General features: G+C 64.8%; 13 protein-coding genes. 5 read left to right on the plus strand and 8 right to left on the minus strand.

What is annotated here, in order from left to right:
* Positions 1–2: 2 nt before the first annotated feature.
* Together AAFG50_RS10875 and AAFG50_RS10880 are read left to right on the plus strand one after the other, a co-directional pair.
* Positions 3–332, plus strand: coding sequence for a DUF2160 domain-containing protein (locus AAFG50_RS10875; RefSeq protein WP_028175055.1), 330 nt, complete (start codon positions 3–5; stop codon positions 330–332).
* Positions 333–462: 130 nt separating this feature from the next.
* Positions 463–2,205 carry an ABC transporter substrate-binding protein gene (locus AAFG50_RS10880; RefSeq protein WP_039184952.1) on the plus strand — a complete coding sequence of 581 codons (1,743 nt, stop codon included), beginning with the start codon at positions 463–465 and terminating at the stop codon, positions 2,203–2,205.
* A 123-nt stretch (positions 2,206–2,328) separates the two neighbouring features.
* Here the strand turns inward: AAFG50_RS10880 and AAFG50_RS10885 are convergent, their stop codons facing one another.
* Positions 2,329–3,375 (minus strand): alpha/beta hydrolase, encoded by a 1,047-nt coding sequence (locus tag AAFG50_RS10885; RefSeq protein WP_080668228.1) that lies wholly within the window; start codon positions 3,373–3,375, stop codon positions 2,329–2,331.
* 267 nt (positions 3,376–3,642) lie between these two features.
* On the opposite strand from AAFG50_RS10885, the gene AAFG50_RS10890 reads away from it, so the two are divergent.
* Positions 3,643–4,386 carry a helix-turn-helix transcriptional regulator gene (locus AAFG50_RS10890; RefSeq protein WP_028175053.1) on the plus strand — a complete coding sequence of 248 codons (744 nt, stop codon included), beginning with the start codon at positions 3,643–3,645 and terminating at the stop codon, positions 4,384–4,386.
* A 115-nt stretch (positions 4,387–4,501) separates the two neighbouring features.
* Here the strand turns inward: AAFG50_RS10890 and AAFG50_RS10895 are convergent, their stop codons facing one another.
* The 5 genes from AAFG50_RS10895 to AAFG50_RS10915 all read right to left on the minus strand — a co-directional run bounded on the left by AAFG50_RS10895 (position 4,502) and on the right by AAFG50_RS10915 (position 11,322).
* Positions 4,502–5,605: an alkene reductase gene (locus AAFG50_RS10895; protein WP_028175052.1), complete on the minus strand. Its 1,104-nt coding sequence runs from the start codon at positions 5,603–5,605 to the stop codon at positions 4,502–4,504.
* Between the two features lie 179 nt (positions 5,606–5,784).
* Positions 5,785–6,288 carry a DUF1993 domain-containing protein gene (locus tag AAFG50_RS10900; protein ID WP_028175051.1) on the minus strand — a complete coding sequence of 168 codons (504 nt, stop codon included), beginning with the start codon at positions 6,286–6,288 and terminating at the stop codon, positions 5,785–5,787.
* 313 nt (positions 6,289–6,601) lie between these two features.
* Entirely contained in the window at positions 6,602–7,903 is a 1,302-nt protein-coding gene (locus AAFG50_RS10905; protein ID WP_028175050.1) for a lytic murein transglycosylase, read from the minus strand.
* Between the two features lie 123 nt (positions 7,904–8,026).
* On the minus strand, positions 8,027–9,964 hold the full coding sequence (locus AAFG50_RS10910) for a glycosyltransferase (protein ID WP_231166718.1): 1,938 nt from the start codon (positions 9,962–9,964) through the stop codon (positions 8,027–8,029).
* A complete protein-coding gene (locus AAFG50_RS10915) occupies positions 9,964–11,322 on the minus strand; it encodes an HlyD family secretion protein (protein WP_039184954.1) in 1,359 nt (452 codons plus the stop codon). Before AAFG50_RS10915 ends, AAFG50_RS10910 begins: the two co-directional genes overlap by 1 nt.
* Positions 11,323–11,608: 286 nt before the next feature.
* Between AAFG50_RS10915 and htpX the strand changes: the two genes are divergently transcribed.
* Both htpX and AAFG50_RS10925 read left to right on the plus strand, forming a co-directional pair.
* The gene (gene htpX / locus AAFG50_RS10920; protein WP_028175047.1) at positions 11,609–12,580 is read left to right on the plus strand and encodes a zinc metalloprotease HtpX; all 972 of its coding nucleotides are present in this window, start codon (positions 11,609–11,611) and stop codon (positions 12,578–12,580) included.
* A gap of 137 nt (positions 12,581–12,717) precedes the next feature.
* Positions 12,718–13,359, plus strand: coding sequence for a tetratricopeptide repeat protein (locus AAFG50_RS10925; protein WP_028175046.1), 642 nt, complete (start codon positions 12,718–12,720; stop codon positions 13,357–13,359).
* A gap of 169 nt (positions 13,360–13,528) precedes the next feature.
* Here the strand turns inward: AAFG50_RS10925 and AAFG50_RS10930 are convergent, their stop codons facing one another.
* Positions 13,529–13,885: a hypothetical protein gene (locus AAFG50_RS10930; protein WP_028175045.1), complete on the minus strand. Its 357-nt coding sequence runs from the start codon at positions 13,883–13,885 to the stop codon at positions 13,529–13,531.
* Between the two features lie 172 nt (positions 13,886–14,057).
* The gene (locus AAFG50_RS10935; RefSeq protein WP_028175044.1) at positions 14,058–14,864 is read right to left on the minus strand and encodes a hypothetical protein; all 807 of its coding nucleotides are present in this window, start codon (positions 14,862–14,864) and stop codon (positions 14,058–14,060) included.
* Positions 14,865–14,924: the final 60 nt, after the last annotated feature.

Consider the following 14,924-nt stretch of genomic DNA (forward strand, 5'->3'; position numbering starts at 1 on the left):
CGATGGAATCTATTGCATGGATGGCCTGGACGCTGCCGACCGCGATCTTCTTCGCGGCGCTCGCCTGCACCCTCGCGGTCATGACGTACCTCGCCGCGGTCTATCCCGAGGCCGAGCGCGTCGGCGTGCTCAGTATTCCGACCACGCGCGGCGACCGCCTGTTCATCTCGCTGATTGCGGCCGCCGTCATCCATCTCGTGTGGATCGGCCTCGTCGGCACCGACGCGCTCGCGACGCTGCCGATCGGCGAGGATGGTTTTGAGATTTCGAGCCTGTGGCTCGCAAGTGGAATTTCGCTGGCCACGGCCGTGCTCATTTTCCGCACGGTCTGAAGCTCGCGAAGGGACGGCCAGATCCGGGGGCAACCCGGGCCTGTATAAAATTTTGTCGCTGCAACGGAGGAACAACATGCGACAGTTTAGGAGAAGGAAAGGTCCATTGACCAAGAGCAGTTTTCTGACCATGTCCAGCACTGCTGCGCTTCTGGCGGTGTCGTTCACCGTCTCGGCGCCGGTTCGTGCTGCCGACGACGCCGCGATCCAGAAGTGGATTGCGGAATTCCAGCCCTCGACGCTGTCGAAGGACGACCAGAAGAAGGAGCTGGAGTGGTTCGCCAAGGCTGCCGAGCCCTTCAAGGGCATGGAGATCAACGTCGTCTCGGAAACCATCGCGACTCATGAATACGAGTCGCAGACGCTCGCCAAGGCGTTCTCCGAGCTGACCGGTATCAAGCTCAAGCACGACATCATCCAGGAAGGTGACGTCGTCGAGAAGCTGCAGACCCAGATGCAGTCCGGCAAGAACGTCTATGACGGCTGGATCAACGATTCCGACCTGATCGGCACGCACTTCCGCTACGGCCAGACCATCGCGCTGTCGGACTACATGACCGGTGAGGGCAAGGACGTCACCGACCCCATGCTCGACGTCAACGACTTCATCGGCAAGTCGTTCGGCACGGCGCCGGACGGCAAGCTCTACCAGCTGCCCGACCAGCAGTTCGCCAACCTCTACTGGTTCCGCTACGACTGGTTCACCAACCCCGATTACAAGGCCAAGTTCAAGGCCAAGTATGGCTACGAGCTCGGCGTGCCCGTGAACTGGTCCGCCTATGAGGACATCGCCGAGTTCTTCACCAACGACATCAAGGAGATCAACGGCGTCAAGGTCTACGGCCATATGGACTATGGCAAGAAGGACCCTTCGCTCGGATGGCGTTTCACCGACGCCTGGCTGTCGATGGCGGGCAACGGTGACAAGGGCATTCCGAACGGTCTGCCGGTGGACGAGTGGGGCATCCGCATGGAAGGTTGCCGTCCGGTCGGCTCCTCGGTCGAGCGTGGTGGCGACACCAACGGTCCGGCCGCGGTCTACTCGATCACGAAGTACCTCGAGTGGATGAAGAAGTACGCGCCGCCGCAGGCCCAGGGCATGACCTTCTCCGAGTCGGGTCCGGTGCCGGCGCAGGGCAACATCGCCCAGCAGATGTTCTGGTACACCGCCTTCACCGCCGACATGGTGAAGCCGGGCATCGCCGTGATGAACGCGGACGGTACGCCGAAGTGGCGTATGGCTCCGTCGCCGCACGGTTCGTACTGGAAGGAAGGCATGAAGCTCGGCTATCAGGACGCGGGCTCGCTCACGCTTCTGAAGTCGACCCCGGCGGATCGCCGCAAGGCGGCCTGGCTGTATCTCCAGTTCATCGTCTCCAAGACGGTGTCGCTGAAGAAGAGCCATGTCGGTCTTACCTTCATCCGTGAATCCGACATCTGGGACAAGTCGTTCACCGAGCGTGCGCCGAAGCTCGGCGGCCTGATCGAGTTCTACCGCTCGCCGGCGCGCGTGCAGTGGACCCCGACCGGCAACAACGTGCCCGACTATCCGAAGCTGGCACAGCTGTGGTGGCAGAACATCGGCGATGCGTCGTCCGGTGCGAAGACGCCGCAAGCCGCAATGGACGCGCTGGCCGCTGCCCAGGACTCCGTCATGGAGCGCCTGGAGAAGTCCGGCGTGCAGGGCGCCTGCGGTCCGAAGCTGCACAAGAAGGAGTCGGCCGAATACTGGTTCGCCAAGGCCCAGAAGGACGGCACCATCGCGCCGCAGCGCAAGCTCGCCAACGAGAAGCCGAAGGGCGAGACGGTCGACTACGACACGCTGATCAAGTCGTGGCCGGCCACCCCGCCCAAGCGCGCCTCGCTGCAGTAAGGTACGCCTCATCACGACGAGCAAAGGCCGGGAGCAATCCCGGCCTTTTTTCTTTGCGCGCGCACCGACGCGCTGGACGAAAGAGCCTGCCTACGTGTCGGGATTGGCGCGTCGGACCGGCGATCACACCGGGAAATCGTGATGGTGATTGACCGGCGCCACCTTCTCCACGAAGTCGATGATCTGCGCGAAGGTCTGGTGCGCATTCTGCGACAGCGTAACGTCGTGACCGGCATTCTTGACCACGAGTTGCTCGAAGTCGGACGAGTTGGGATAGAAGGCGCGTTCTGCAGCAAAGGTTGAGGGATCGGTCTGAAACAGCAGGTCGTGATCGCCGACGACTTCGAGCACGGGCGCTGTGATTCCCACCGAGCGCGCCGGATCGAGCGCGAATGCGAAGTTCAGTTCGGCGGCCGTGCCCATGCCGATATGCGAGGCATCCCAGGCAAGGATCTTGGGCGAGGTGTTGTTGCTGTCAAACAGGAAGCTTCGATCGCCGAAGGTCAGGTACCCGTCGGGCTGGCCGGCGGCCGGGTGAATGGCGTTGGCGAACTCGCCGGCGCCTGCCGGGTTGACCTCGTGCCGAAAGCCCGTGAGCACGAGCGCGTCGGCATCGTGGTATGTGCCGGCCTCGGTTTGCGCGATGCCTGAACCCAGGGAATGACCGACCAGGACAATCTTGGAGAACCCGTAGCTGCTCAGGGCGCCACTCTTGATGGACTGAATGATCTGATGCAGCTCGTCGGCCTGATCCTGGATCGTTGTCAAATCGGCCGGCGGTTTGTCGCTCGTTCCCGTCCCCAGCCGATCGAGATTCAAGGTCGCGTACCCGGCGGCATTGGCCGCATCGACGAACGAATATTTTCCGTTACCGACCGGGGGATCCCAATATGTATGGTCATACGAGAAGCCGGGCAGCAGGATCATCAGCGGCCGGCCCTCGGTCGACCCGGGCGAATCCAGCACCGCGTGCATGTTGAAATCGCCGGACGTCGCCGTCGGAGCGACCGACAGAACCAGGTCCTTGTGAATGGCATGGTGGTCTTCGTGGCCACGGAAATCGAACCGGTGACTTTCGCCTCCCCATCCGGCGCCATCGTCGTCCCATCGTACGTCATCGTCGTTCAAATGGCCGGACCGGCCGAAAGCAAACTGCCTAGAACTCGTCATGAGATTTCCCCTTCGACCTGGCCGCAACAGACTTCGCCGTTCACATCTCCGGCGCTTCGCTCTTGAAGAGCGCGCGTCTCATCGGGGGCCTGCGCAGCAGAGGCGTACGCTCTGCATGCGACCCCACGTGCAAGGCGCACCCGTCAGGCACGCGGATGTTCGCGAAATTGCCTGTGCTTGACGGGTTGAACCCTATGTTCCAAGGTATCGGTCGCCTATCCCTGTTTTCTGGGATGCCCGGCTTCACGATGATGGCATGGGGTGGTGATGGCGATTTCACTTTCTGCGCGCGAAGTGACGCTGCTGAAACGCGTCGGCGAAGGGCTTCTGCAGCCCCTGCGGCCCGATTGGCTTTTGGCCATGCCGGATATCGCTGCGGATTTAAAGCGCCTGCTGGCGATGGATTTCATTGGAACGACGCGGTGGAATCAGCGAACCGGCCGCTACGAGAATCCGGCATGCTCCGGACGCGGAGTGGAGATGGCGCGCGCCTATGTCGAGGAGTTTCAGCGTTGCGATCCGATTTCGCCACGGCTGCGTTCCCGCCGCGGGCCGACCCCGATCTACTCGGTTATCAATCGAACCGAGCTCGAGCGCACGCGGTATTTCAATGAATTCCTGCGCGTCCACCAGACGACGGATGGTATCGATCTCCACCTCTACGACGGTGACACAAGCGTCGGCGACTTTCGCTTCTGGCGTGCTCCCGGCCGGGCCCCCGTCGGATCTCGCGAAGTGGCGCTGCTGACCTTGCTGCAGCCGATCCTCCTGCGCGCGACCAAGGACGTGCACAGCACCAGCACGGCAGCGGGCCACCGCCTGCCGCAACTAACGGATCGGGAGAACCAGATCGTCGGTCTGGTCGCCGACGGCCTGACGGACGGCATCATCGCCCGGAAGCTGGGGATCAGCTACTGGACTGTCCGCTCACACCTCGACCATGTTTTCGAGAAGCTACAGACGCCCAATCGGGCGACTCTCATCGCGCGTATCCACCGCGAGGGTCGGTGACGCCGTTTCCCTGGGCCGCGGCGGACGCGACGCAGATCCAGCTCGATCTCCACCGAGCTGGTCTGGATCGTGTCGTCGCTTCGCGCACTATGATGGCGTGGAAGGCGCGCAGCCTCTACTGCGCCGCTTCCGCCGCTTCGAGCGTCGGGTAATCCGTGTACCCCTTCGCGCTGCCGCCGTAGAACGTGTTCTTGTCCCAGTCGTTCAGCGCCGCGCCCCGCTTCAGCCGCTCCACAAGGTCGGGGTTGGAGATGAACGGCTTGCCGAAGGCGATGAGATCGGCCGCGTTCGCGTCCAGCACCTTGGTCGCCAGATCGAAGTCGTAGCCGTTGTTGGCGACGTAGGCGCCGGAGAAGCGCTTGCGCAAGGACGCATAGTCGAACGGTGCGAAGTCGCGCGGCCCGCCGGTGGCGCCCTCGACGACGTGGAGATAGACCAGCTTCAGCGCGCTGAGGCCGTCGACGATGTGATCGAACAAGGCTTGCGGATTGCTGTCGGAGACGTCGTTGGCGGGCGTCACCGGCGAGATGCGGATGCCGGTGCGCTCAGTGCCGGCCTCGGCGGCAACCGCCCTGGAGACCTCGAGCATCAGCCGCGCGCGGTTCTCGATCGAGCCGCCGTAAGCGTCGGTGCGCTTGTTGGCGCCGTCCTTGGCGAACTGGTCGAGCAGGTAGCCGTTGGCGCCGTGAATCTCGACGCCGTCGAAGCCGGCCTCCAGCGCATTCTTCGTGGCGCGCTTGAAGTCGTCGATGATCCCCGGAATTTCGGAGAGCTCGAGCGCGCGCGGCTCGGAGACGTCGGCAAAGGTGCCGTTGACGAAGGTCTTGCCCTTGGCGCGGATCGCGCTCGGCGCAACCGGCGCTGCGCCATTCGCCTGCAGCGCGACATGCGAGATGCGGCCGACATGCCAGAGCTGGATGAAGATCTTGCCGCCGCGCTCATGGACCTTGTCGGTGACTTTGCGCCAGCCGGCGACCTGGTCCTTGGAGTAGATGCCGGGGGTGTCCTGGTAGCCCTGGCCCTGCTGCGAAACCTGGCTCGCTTCGGTGATCAGGAGGCCCGCGGACGCACGCTGGCCGTAATAGTCGGCGGCGAGCGCACCGGGGACGAACGTGCCGGGAACGGCGCGGTTGCGCGTCAGCGGCGCCATGACGAGGCGGTTGGCCAGCGTGATCGGGCCGAGCTTGTAGGTCTCAAACAATTTGGTCGAACGGCTCATGGGAGTGCTTCCAGGCGGTGAGAGGTCCGGAACACTTGTGCATCGCGGCAATCAGCGCAAGGGAGGAGCCATACGGAAAGTGCAGGCGAGCTACGCGGCAACGCCCGCGTAGCATAATTCATGTGCAATCTTGGCCGCGACAGCGGATTTCGGCTATCGCGGCCGTGCGATTTCGCAAATCAGTTCGCGCCGAGGAAATCGCGCTTGCCGATCTCGACGCCGTTGTGGCGCAGGATGCCGTGCGCGGTCGTGGCGTGGAAATAGAAGTTCGGTAGCGAGAACGCGCTGAGGAATTGCTGGCCCTTCATGGTGATGGATTTGTCGGGGCCGGCCGGGAAGGTGACGTCCTTGGTGTCGGCGCCCTCGAACTGCGCGGGCTTGAACGACTTGACGTAGTCGATCGTCTTGGCCAGCCGCTGCTTCAGCTCCTCAAACGTCTTTTCCGTGTCGGGCGTCGAGGGCACCTCGCTATGGGTCAGCCGCGCGCAGCCCTTGGCGGCGAAGTCGCTGACGAGCTGGATCTGCTTCGACAGCGGCAGCATGTCCGGAAACAGGCGGGAGCCGAGCAGGACGCTCGGGTCGACCTTCTTGGCCGCGCAATGCGCCTCGGCTTTCGTGAGCAGGCCGGTGAGGCTGTTCAGCATCTGCAAATAGGCGGGGACGACGGCGTCGTAGAAGGACATGTGATGCTCGCTTCAATGGTGAGAAATCTCAGGAGAAAACCTGATCCACTCACATGGGAACGTCATGGAAAAATACAATCGCAGGAGCCGCTTTTGCGATGCGAAAATTCTAGTGCCCGCGGCCCATCCTTCGAGACGCCCGCCTATGGCGGGCTCTCAGGATGAGGTCACGTTCTGCGGCGAAAGATTAGACCCTCATGGTGAGGAGCCCGCCAAGGCGGGCGTCTCGAACCATGCAGGCCGAGCTCTTCCGGCGAACTCTCGCTGCCATATGCGATGATTTTGCTCTCAAGGGCATGAGGGCGCGCAGGGGCTACCGCACCACCCCCGCTGGCTGCGCCTGCGCCGTGCTGCCGCGCATGCGCGCGAGCAGCTCCGCGGTCGGCCAGGAATCGGCCGGCAGGCCGTATTTGATCTGCATCGCCTTCACGGCGGCGCGGCTCTGCTGGCCGAGCACGCCGTCGACCTTGCCGACATTGAAGCCGGCCTGGACCAGTAGCTGCTGCAATTGCTTGAGCTCATTGAATGGCAGCTGCGCGACCGGCGCCGCCGGCTTGCGCATCGGCGCGGCGCCCGCGATGCGGGTGGCGAGATAGCCCGCGGTGGTCGAGTAGATCAGCGAGTTATTCCACTCGGTGTAGGCGGCGAAATTCGCATACGCCATGAAAGCCGGCCCGAAGCGTCCCATCGGCAGCAGCACGGACGCCGCGAGATTGTCGTTCGGCAGCGGCCGGCCGTCGGGATAGGTCACGCCTAACTGCGCCCATTTCGAGCGCGGCTGCTGCACGGTGAGATCGGTCTGCTCCCACGGCAGGTTCTGCGGCACCTTGATCTCCTCCAGCCATGGCTCGCCGCGCCGCCACTTCAAGCCGTTGGCGATGTAGTTCGCGGTCGAGCCGATCACGTCGGGCTCGCTGCGCAGGAGATCGCGCCGTCCGTCGCCGTCATAGTCGACGGCGTAGTTGACGTAATGCACGGGCAGGAACTGTGTCTGTCCGAGCTCGCCGGCCCAGGAGCCGATCATCTCGTCGGGTGTGAGATCGCCGCGGTCGATGATCTTCAGCGCGGCGATGGTCTCGTTCACGAACATCTCCGAGCGGCGGCAGTCATAGGCGAGCGACACCAGCGATTTCAGCGTCGGCAGGTTGCCCATGTTGGCGCCGAAGTCGCTCTCCAGGCCCCAGAACGCAGCGATCACCGCCGGCGGCACGCCATATTCCTTTTCGGCGCGCGCGAAGGCAGCCGCGTGGGCCTTGATGTGCTGCTGGCCGTTCTGCATGCGATAGGGCGCGGCCATGCGGCCGGCGAACTCGGTGAAGAGCTGGCCGAACACGCGTTGGCCGCGGTCGCGGTTGACGATGCCCTGGTCGTAGACGAGGTAGGGCGAAGCCTCCGAGATCGTCCGCTGCGATACGCCGGCGGCCACCGCCTGCTGTTTCACGTCGGCCAGGAAGCGATCGAAGCTCGCCCCATTGTGGCACGAGGCCGCGCGCGGCGAGGGCGCGGTGGGCTTGGGCGCCGCAGGCCTTGCGGGCGGCGGCGCGAACTGGGCCGAGGCAGTGGCGGAGCATGCGAGGAGCGCGACGGCCGCGATCAGAAATCGGGTCTGGAGCATAGGGGTTCCGGCGGGGAGGGAAGGCGTGGATTCGCTTGAAGTCTAGGTGAAGTGACGGCCTCAGGCCATCCTTTCCATGCCATGCCAATAAGCGGAATGCGAGGGAGCGGATGCCGCGCCAGCCTAGCCGAACAGACGCATCAGCAGCGCTTTTCCGACTGGAAGCGCCCTGACGCCCTGATAGGCGCGGACATACTCGCCGGCATAGAACGCCCGGATCGCATGCACGCGCGTATCCATGCCTTCCTCGAACCGCACCGCGAATCCGTCCGTGGTTCGTCGCACAACGATGGCCGCGATCGAGCGGCCATAGATGCGGCAGTCGATCGTGCTGCCGGGTGCCGGCGGATCGGGATCGATCAGCCGGGCGCCGGTAATGGAGATATCGGCGAGCCGCGCCAGATGCCACTTGCCGTCCTGACGCAACAGGATCGGCTCATTGCGATCGAAGCGCTCCGCCTTGCGCTTGCGTGGCTGCTCGATGCAGACGAAGCAGACCACGGTGAGGATGAGCGCGTTGTAGAGGCTCCAGGCCAGGGCCAGTCCGCCATAGGCGATGTTCTCGCCGCGCAGGTGCAGGATGAAGGCATAGGCAATGGCCGCCAGCGTGATGAGAAGCGCGCAGCCATAGATCCGCAGCAGCGGCCATTCGACAAATCTCCTGTCGCGGTCGCCGCCCTTCGCCGTGACCTTGAACTTGTGTCCCTCCGGCTTCAACAGGCCGGCTGCCACCGCCTTGAGCACCGCGGGCGCGGCAATGAGTTGCGAGACGTCGCTCATCATGGCGAGCGAACGGCCGTGTGACAGCCAGGCCATGCTGAGTCCGTGCCAGACGTAGAACGGCAGGAAGAAGCGCAACAGCTCGGTGAGATCGGCCTGCACCGCCTTGATGCCGAACAGCAGGAACAGCCAGGGCACCATCAGTCCCGCGACCTTCGACGTGTAGACCGCAGACCAGCTCATGAAGGCATCGACCAGCGAGAGCCGGTCGATAAAGGACAGCTTCGAGTCCTGCGAGAACGGTCCGCTGCGGCCGCGCACGATTTGCATCAGGCCGAGGCACCAGCGCGCACGCTGGGTGATGTATTCCTTCAGCCCCTCGGGCGCGAGTCCGATCGTCAATCGTTCGTTGAGATAGATGGTGTTGAAGCCGCGCTCCTTCAGGCGAAGGGTGACGAGGTAGTCTTCCGTGACGGAGTCGGTTGGAAAGCCGCCGATCTGCACCAGCCCGGTGTAGCGAATGAGCGATGAGGTGCCGCAACAGAAGGCGACGCCCCAGGCGTCCTTCGCCGGCAGAAGGATGTCGAAGAAGAAGCGCTGCTCGTCGGGCCATACATCGGTTGCAGCGAGGTTGGTCTGGATCGGGTCGGGATTGATGAAGTGCTGCGGCGTCTGCACCACGCCGACCGAAGCGTCGTCCATGAGGGAGATAGTGCGCGCGAGGAAGTCGGGCCGCGGCACGAAGTCCGCGTCGAGAATGGCCACGAAATCCGGTCGTTCCGGCAGGGCGCCGACGTGCTTGAGTGCATGGTTGATGTTGCCTGCCTTGGCGTGGTGGTTGTCGGGCCGCGCGAGATAATGGCAGCCGAGTTCGCTCGCGAGGCGCCGCAGCCAGGGGCGCCTTCCGTCGTCGAGCACCCAGACGCGATAATTGCCGTACTCCATACCGGTCGCGCCGATGATCGTGCGCTCGAGGATGGATCGTTCCTCGTTGTAAGTGCAGATCAAGACGTCGATCAGCGGCGCGTGTGGATCGATGGCTCGGCCGTCTATCCTGGCCGCACCTGTGCGGTCGATGGTCCGGCTCAGAAACAGCAGGGACAATGCGACCGCAACGAGCGAGGCCGCCTCCAGCAGCATGAAGGGATAACCGATCACGGCGTCCGCCGTCAGATGCGGTGGTGGGAGTGTCGCGGTGACACGCCAATAGAGATAGCGGAGCAGGAAGACCAGCGACACGACGGCCAGGAACGAGCGCGCCATCGTGCTGTCGCGCCGGAGCAGCGGCACGACCGCCATGAAGGCTCCGAGCGTGATCAGGCCTGGCGTCAGCGCCGTCATCACGGTGCGGTCTCGCGCCGGGCAAACACAACGCGGCCGGTGCGCCCCACGGTGCAGGCGTGGGCAGCGGCATCGCCAGGCGCCACGGTCACGCGATAGGGCTCCTTGCTGAGCGCATCCGGATTGATGGCGAGATTGGCGGGCGCGCCGGCGGCGCCGGTCAGATTGACCACGGTGCCGGAGATCGGCTCGCCGCCGTCATTCGGCTCGAAGCTGGCGCGGTCGCCGAGCTGCAGGCGATTGTAGACGTTCTCGGTGACATTGGCCGTGATGACGGCGCCGCTGCAATCGAGGATCTTGAGCAGGGGTTGGCCGGCCTGCACGTCCTCGCCCGGCGAGGTCATCATCTCCCAGACGCGGCCCGCAACGGGTGTCGTGATGTTGGCTTCGGACAGATCGGCGAAGCGGGCCTCCTCGATGATGATCTCGTTGGCGAGCCAGGCGATCTCGGTGTCGGTGCGCGCGAGATCAGCCTCGAGATCGCCGGCGCGCTGACGCATCTCCTCCTCGCGCTGCACCGAGCTCGGGCGGTCGTTATAACTGTCGCCGAGGAACGAGCCGTTCTGTGCCGCCGTGAGCTCGACCTTCGCGGCATCCAGCCGCTTGTGCGCACCGAGCTCGGTTTGCTGTGCCACGGAAAGCTCGCGCGTCAGCCGCGCCAGCTCGACCGTCGAGACATTGCCGGACTTCGCGAGCGAGGATGCGCGCTCGACGGCGGCGCTGGCTTCGTCCCGCCGCGCTGCCGCCGCCTCGATCGAGGTCTGGATCTCGGCGATGCGGGCCTCGAGCTGAAGCACGCGTCCCTCGCGGAATTGCGTGGCCTGCCGCGCCAAATCCTTTTGGGCTGCCTGGGCCGCGGCAAGCTTGGCGGCAACGCTCGGCCGCTCGATCTCCAGGCGCGATTTCTGCCGTCGCAGATCGTCGAGCCGGGTGCGATCCCCGCGCGAGTTCACGACGCGCAGGAGCACGGTTCCGGCGTCAAGTTTGGCCTGATCGGTAATGGGCTGGGCGGCGACCACGCGGCCGCCGATCGGCGTGCGCAGGGTGACGAGACGAGAATTCAGCACCGCCTCGACGCTCGAATACTCCCAGATCGCACGCAGCGGCAGCCAGCCGAACACGGCGATGATGGCAAGTCCAATGGCGATCTTGGCGCCGCGTCGCAGATGCGGCCAGCGCGGCCCTGGTTCTGGCGCCGTCTGCGCCTCGCATGCGTGGCCGGTTTCGTCATCGGCGAACAGCTGCTCGTGCAGCGCCTCCTGTAATCCCTTCGCGTCGGTCTTGGTCTCGCTCTTGGTCTCGTGAGGGGAAGGAGTGGATGCGGGGTCGATGGAAGCGGCGCGTAAGCGGTCTACCATGACGGTCACCTGGTTGACGGGAGGCCAACGGAACCGGTCAATGCGCGAGGGCCGCGCAGCGTGCCCGGTTACCGCGGATTAAGCCGACGCTGAGCTTTCCAGGTTGCTAAGCGTCCGCGCGCGTTTTTGCGCAAATCCCGGTCAAGCTTTAGCGACGGGTGAAAGGCTGGCCGCGCGGCCCTGTAGCTGCGGCTCCGCGCCGCATGAACCCTTGCGTTGCCCGGCGGCATTCATACGTCGAAGACGCCGGCTGGAGGCTCGCCCGCGGCCGGTTCAGGAGACGGCCATGAACTATCTTCGTACCGCAATGCTGCTCGCAGGCCTCACCGCCCTGTTCATGGGCGTGGGCTATCTGATCGGCGGTGCCTCCGGCGCCATGATCGCGCTCGTCATTGCCGCGGCGACCAATCTCTTCACCTATTGGAACTCCGACCGCATGGTGCTCTCGATGTACGGCGCCCATCAGGTCGACCGTTCGACCGCGCCGGAACTGGTCGGTCTCGTCGCCGAGCTTGCGGGCCGCGCGGGCTTGCCGATGCCGCGCGTGTTCCTGATGGACGAAGCGCAGCCCAACGCGTTCGCGACCGGCCGCAATCCCGAGAACGCCGCCGTTGCCGTCACCACCGGCCTGATGCACCAGCTCAGCCGCGAGGAGCTCGCCGGCGTGATCGCGCATGAGCTTGCGCATATCAAGCACCACGACACGCTGCTGATGACGATCACCGCGACCATCGCGGGCGCGATCTCGATGCTGGCGCAGTTCGGCATGTTCTTCGGCGGCCACCGCGACAACAACAACGGCCCGGGCATCGTCGGCTCGATCCTGATGATGATCCTCGCTCCGCTCGGCGCCATGCTGGTGCAGATGGCGATCAGCCGGACCCGCGAATATGCCGCGGACAATCTCGGTGCGCGCATCGTCGGCCAGCCGATGTGGCTGGCCTCGGCGCTGGTGAAGATCGAGGGCGCCGCACATCAGGTCCCGAACTTCGAGGCCGAACGAAATCCCGCGACCGCGCACATGTTCATTATCAATCCGCTGTCGGGCCACGGCGTGGACAATCTCTTCGCCACCCATCCCTCGACGCAGAACCGTATCGCGGCGCTCCAGCAGCTCGCGGCCGAGCTCGGCGCGCAGGCGGCGCCGTCGGTCGGCGCCAACGAGAACTATCCGCCGGCGAGCCCGTGGGGCCGCTCATCTTCGCGCGGTCCTTGGCGTGGTCCTTCGCAAGGTCCTTCTCGTGGGCCTTGGGGCTAATCCGGAACCGGCAAGGATTTGCGCGTGGCTTTGTGACCTGGCGCACACAGGATCGTCCCGGCCAGTGTTAACACCTCGCCGTGACACTTCCTTCGAAAGGGGATGCGTGGCCGGCCCGTCGCCGGTCACCGTCGAAGATGACCAGAGCTGCCGTACCATTGCTGATCGTCCTGGGCGTGCTGATCGGCCTGTCCACGCATATGGTCGTCAATTGCGGGGACGAGGACGAGCCCGACATCTGCGCGGCCGTGATCGGCTTCTCGCCGCTCCGCGGCTCGCTGATCGCCTTTGCCTATGAAGGGCGCGGGCGGATCGCGCTGCGCCACGGCGACTGGCGGCGGGCGATCGCGGATTTCGACGAGGCCATTCACCTCAATCCCAATCGCGCCTCGCTCTATCGCGACCGCGCGGAGGCGCGCCGGCAGAACGGCGACCTCGAGCTCGCCATTGCGGATTACGACGAGGCGATCGCGCATGATCCCAAGCTCGCCGCGCCCTATCACCAGCGCGGTCTTGCGCTCGCCGCCACCGGCGATCTCGATCGCGCCATCCTGAGCTACAACACGGCGGTCCGTCTCGCCCCCTCCGATGCGCAGGCCCGGCTCGACCGTGGCCTGGCGTTCCTCGCCCGCGGCCAGGCCGACGATGCGCGCGCCGATTTCGAAGCCGCTCTCGCGCTGCCCGCCGGCAAGGATGCCCGCACGCGCGAGGCGGCGCGCGCCAAGCTCGCCGAACTCGCCAGCGCCGAGCCGACCCGGGTTTCAGCACCGCGGCGGTGAGGGGAGTTGTCTCCCTCTCCGTTCTTACGGGGAGAGGGGCTCTCTCCACGCATGAGGCTGTCGAGAGACCTGTACCCCCTCACCCGGATCGCACCGGACGATGCTTCGCATCGCCGAGGCGATCCGACCTCTCCCCGCAAGCGGGGAGAGGTGAAGGGCGCGGGCGCGCCTACTTCGCCTTCTTGGCTTTCGCCTTCTTCGCCTTGGCCGCCTTCTTCGCCGGCTTCTCTTCCTTCGCCTTCTTCTCCACCTTCGCCGCGATCGGCGTGCTGGCCGCGATTCGCATCGATCGTGCGTAGCTGTCGGCGACGTTGTCGGCGGACATCTGGAGGCGCTTGGCGGCGGCGGTGGCCTGCTCCATGGTGGCCTTGGCCATCATCTTGAAGCGGTCGCCGGTCTCCTTGCCCTTGGCCTTGGCCGCAAGGCCGTTGAAGCGATCCCGCCGCTCCTTGGCGCGGGTCATCAGGCCCGTATGCAGCTGTCTGGCCAGTTGCCGGATCACGACATCCAGGTCGGCGTCCGCCATGTTCTTCTATCCCCTTGAAAACAGTATCGATGCGGGCGGGACTATGCAGATCGGGCCCCGCCTTGGCAATTCCCGGCCGGGCGTCATCCGCAGCTTCCGGGACCCAAAACAAAAAAAGCCGCGCATTTTGCGCGGCTTTTTGCCTGGTTGGTGCAGATGGGCTAGGTCCGCCTCACTTCAGCGAGGCCACCGGGCCGCTTGACGCAGTCGGGTCGGGGTCGAAGCCGAACACGCCGACCAGGTATTTGTAATAGTCCGGCATCTTCTCCTTGAGCGTCTCGCGCGACTTGGGGTCGTGGAATTCGCTCTTTCCGGCCAGGAAGATGCTGGCGGTCACGGCAAAGAACTCCATGGGATTCTTCAGCGCATAGGATTCCTTGGGCAGGAGGTCCTTGGACTTGGCCAGGGCATAATAGCCGATCACGCCCTTGTTGGCGTAGCCGTCCGGCAACAGGCGCGCGTGATAGGCGTGCAGCAGTTCGTGCAGCAGCACCGCCTCCTTCTCGTACCGCATCATGTCCGGCCGCAGCATGATCACGCCGAGCCCCGAATCGACGGCGAGGTCGATGGCATTCGGATTGGTCCAGCGCTGCTTGTTGGGGTCCCAGACCGTCAGCGTCCGGGGAGCGGTGCGCTGCATGTCCGGCGTGACCCTGCCGTAGCACGCGGTCGCGGCGCCTTCGTCGAGGCAGGCCAGCTCGCTCGCGACGATCGGAACAGTATGGAAGAAGCGCAGCACGCGCGGGGAGAGGCCGGCGCCTTCGACGACGTCGATCTGGCGCTTCAGATTGTCGGTGAGCTTGTCGACGTCCTTGCGATCGGAATTCTCCGACAGGTCGAACATGTAGCCGCGGTAGCTCTGGAAGCCCGGCGGCAGCGCCTGCGCTGCCTCGGCGGATGCATCGAGCGATCCGGCATTGGATGGACTGGCGAAAAGCGCGCCGACAATGGTTGCGGTCAGCAGCAACGCAATGCGCATGATGAACCCCCTGATGTCACTTCGCCCGGCAGAATAGGCCACCGTTGTTTGCGAAACGTG

The sequence above is a fragment of the Bradyrhizobium sp. B039 genome, assembly GCF_038965675.1.
Lineage (GTDB): Bacteria > Pseudomonadota > Alphaproteobacteria > Rhizobiales > Xanthobacteraceae > Bradyrhizobium > Bradyrhizobium diazoefficiens.

Coding starts and splice junctions, on each gene's coding strand:
- AAFG50_RS10875 (WP_028175055.1), top strand. CDS start 3: ATGGAATCTATTGCATGGATGGCCTGGACGCTGCCGACCGCGATCTTC.
- AAFG50_RS10880 (WP_039184952.1), top strand. CDS start 463: ATGTCCAGCACTGCTGCGCTTCTGGCGGTGTCGTTCACCGTCTCGGCG.
- AAFG50_RS10885 (WP_080668228.1), bottom strand. CDS start 3,375: ATGACGAGTTCTAGGCAGTTTGCTTTCGGCCGGTCCGGCCATTTGAAC.
- AAFG50_RS10890 (WP_028175053.1), top strand. CDS start 3,643: ATGGCGATTTCACTTTCTGCGCGCGAAGTGACGCTGCTGAAACGCGTC.
- AAFG50_RS10895 (WP_028175052.1), bottom strand. CDS start 5,605: ATGAGCCGTTCGACCAAATTGTTTGAGACCTACAAGCTCGGCCCGATC.
- AAFG50_RS10900 (WP_028175051.1), bottom strand. CDS start 6,288: ATGTCCTTCTACGACGCCGTCGTCCCCGCCTATTTGCAGATGCTGAAC.
- AAFG50_RS10905 (WP_028175050.1), bottom strand. CDS start 7,903: ATGCTCCAGACCCGATTTCTGATCGCGGCCGTCGCGCTCCTCGCATGC.
- AAFG50_RS10910 (WP_231166718.1), bottom strand. CDS start 9,964: ATGACGGCGCTGACGCCAGGCCTGATCACGCTCGGAGCCTTCATGGCG.
- AAFG50_RS10915 (WP_039184954.1), bottom strand. CDS start 11,322: ATGGTAGACCGCTTACGCGCCGCTTCCATCGACCCCGCATCCACTCCT.
- htpX (WP_028175047.1), top strand. CDS start 11,609: ATGAACTATCTTCGTACCGCAATGCTGCTCGCAGGCCTCACCGCCCTG.
- AAFG50_RS10925 (WP_028175046.1), top strand. CDS start 12,718: ATGACCAGAGCTGCCGTACCATTGCTGATCGTCCTGGGCGTGCTGATC.
- AAFG50_RS10930 (WP_028175045.1), bottom strand. CDS start 13,885: ATGGCGGACGCCGACCTGGATGTCGTGATCCGGCAACTGGCCAGACAG.
- AAFG50_RS10935 (WP_028175044.1), bottom strand. CDS start 14,864: ATGCGCATTGCGTTGCTGCTGACCGCAACCATTGTCGGCGCGCTTTTC.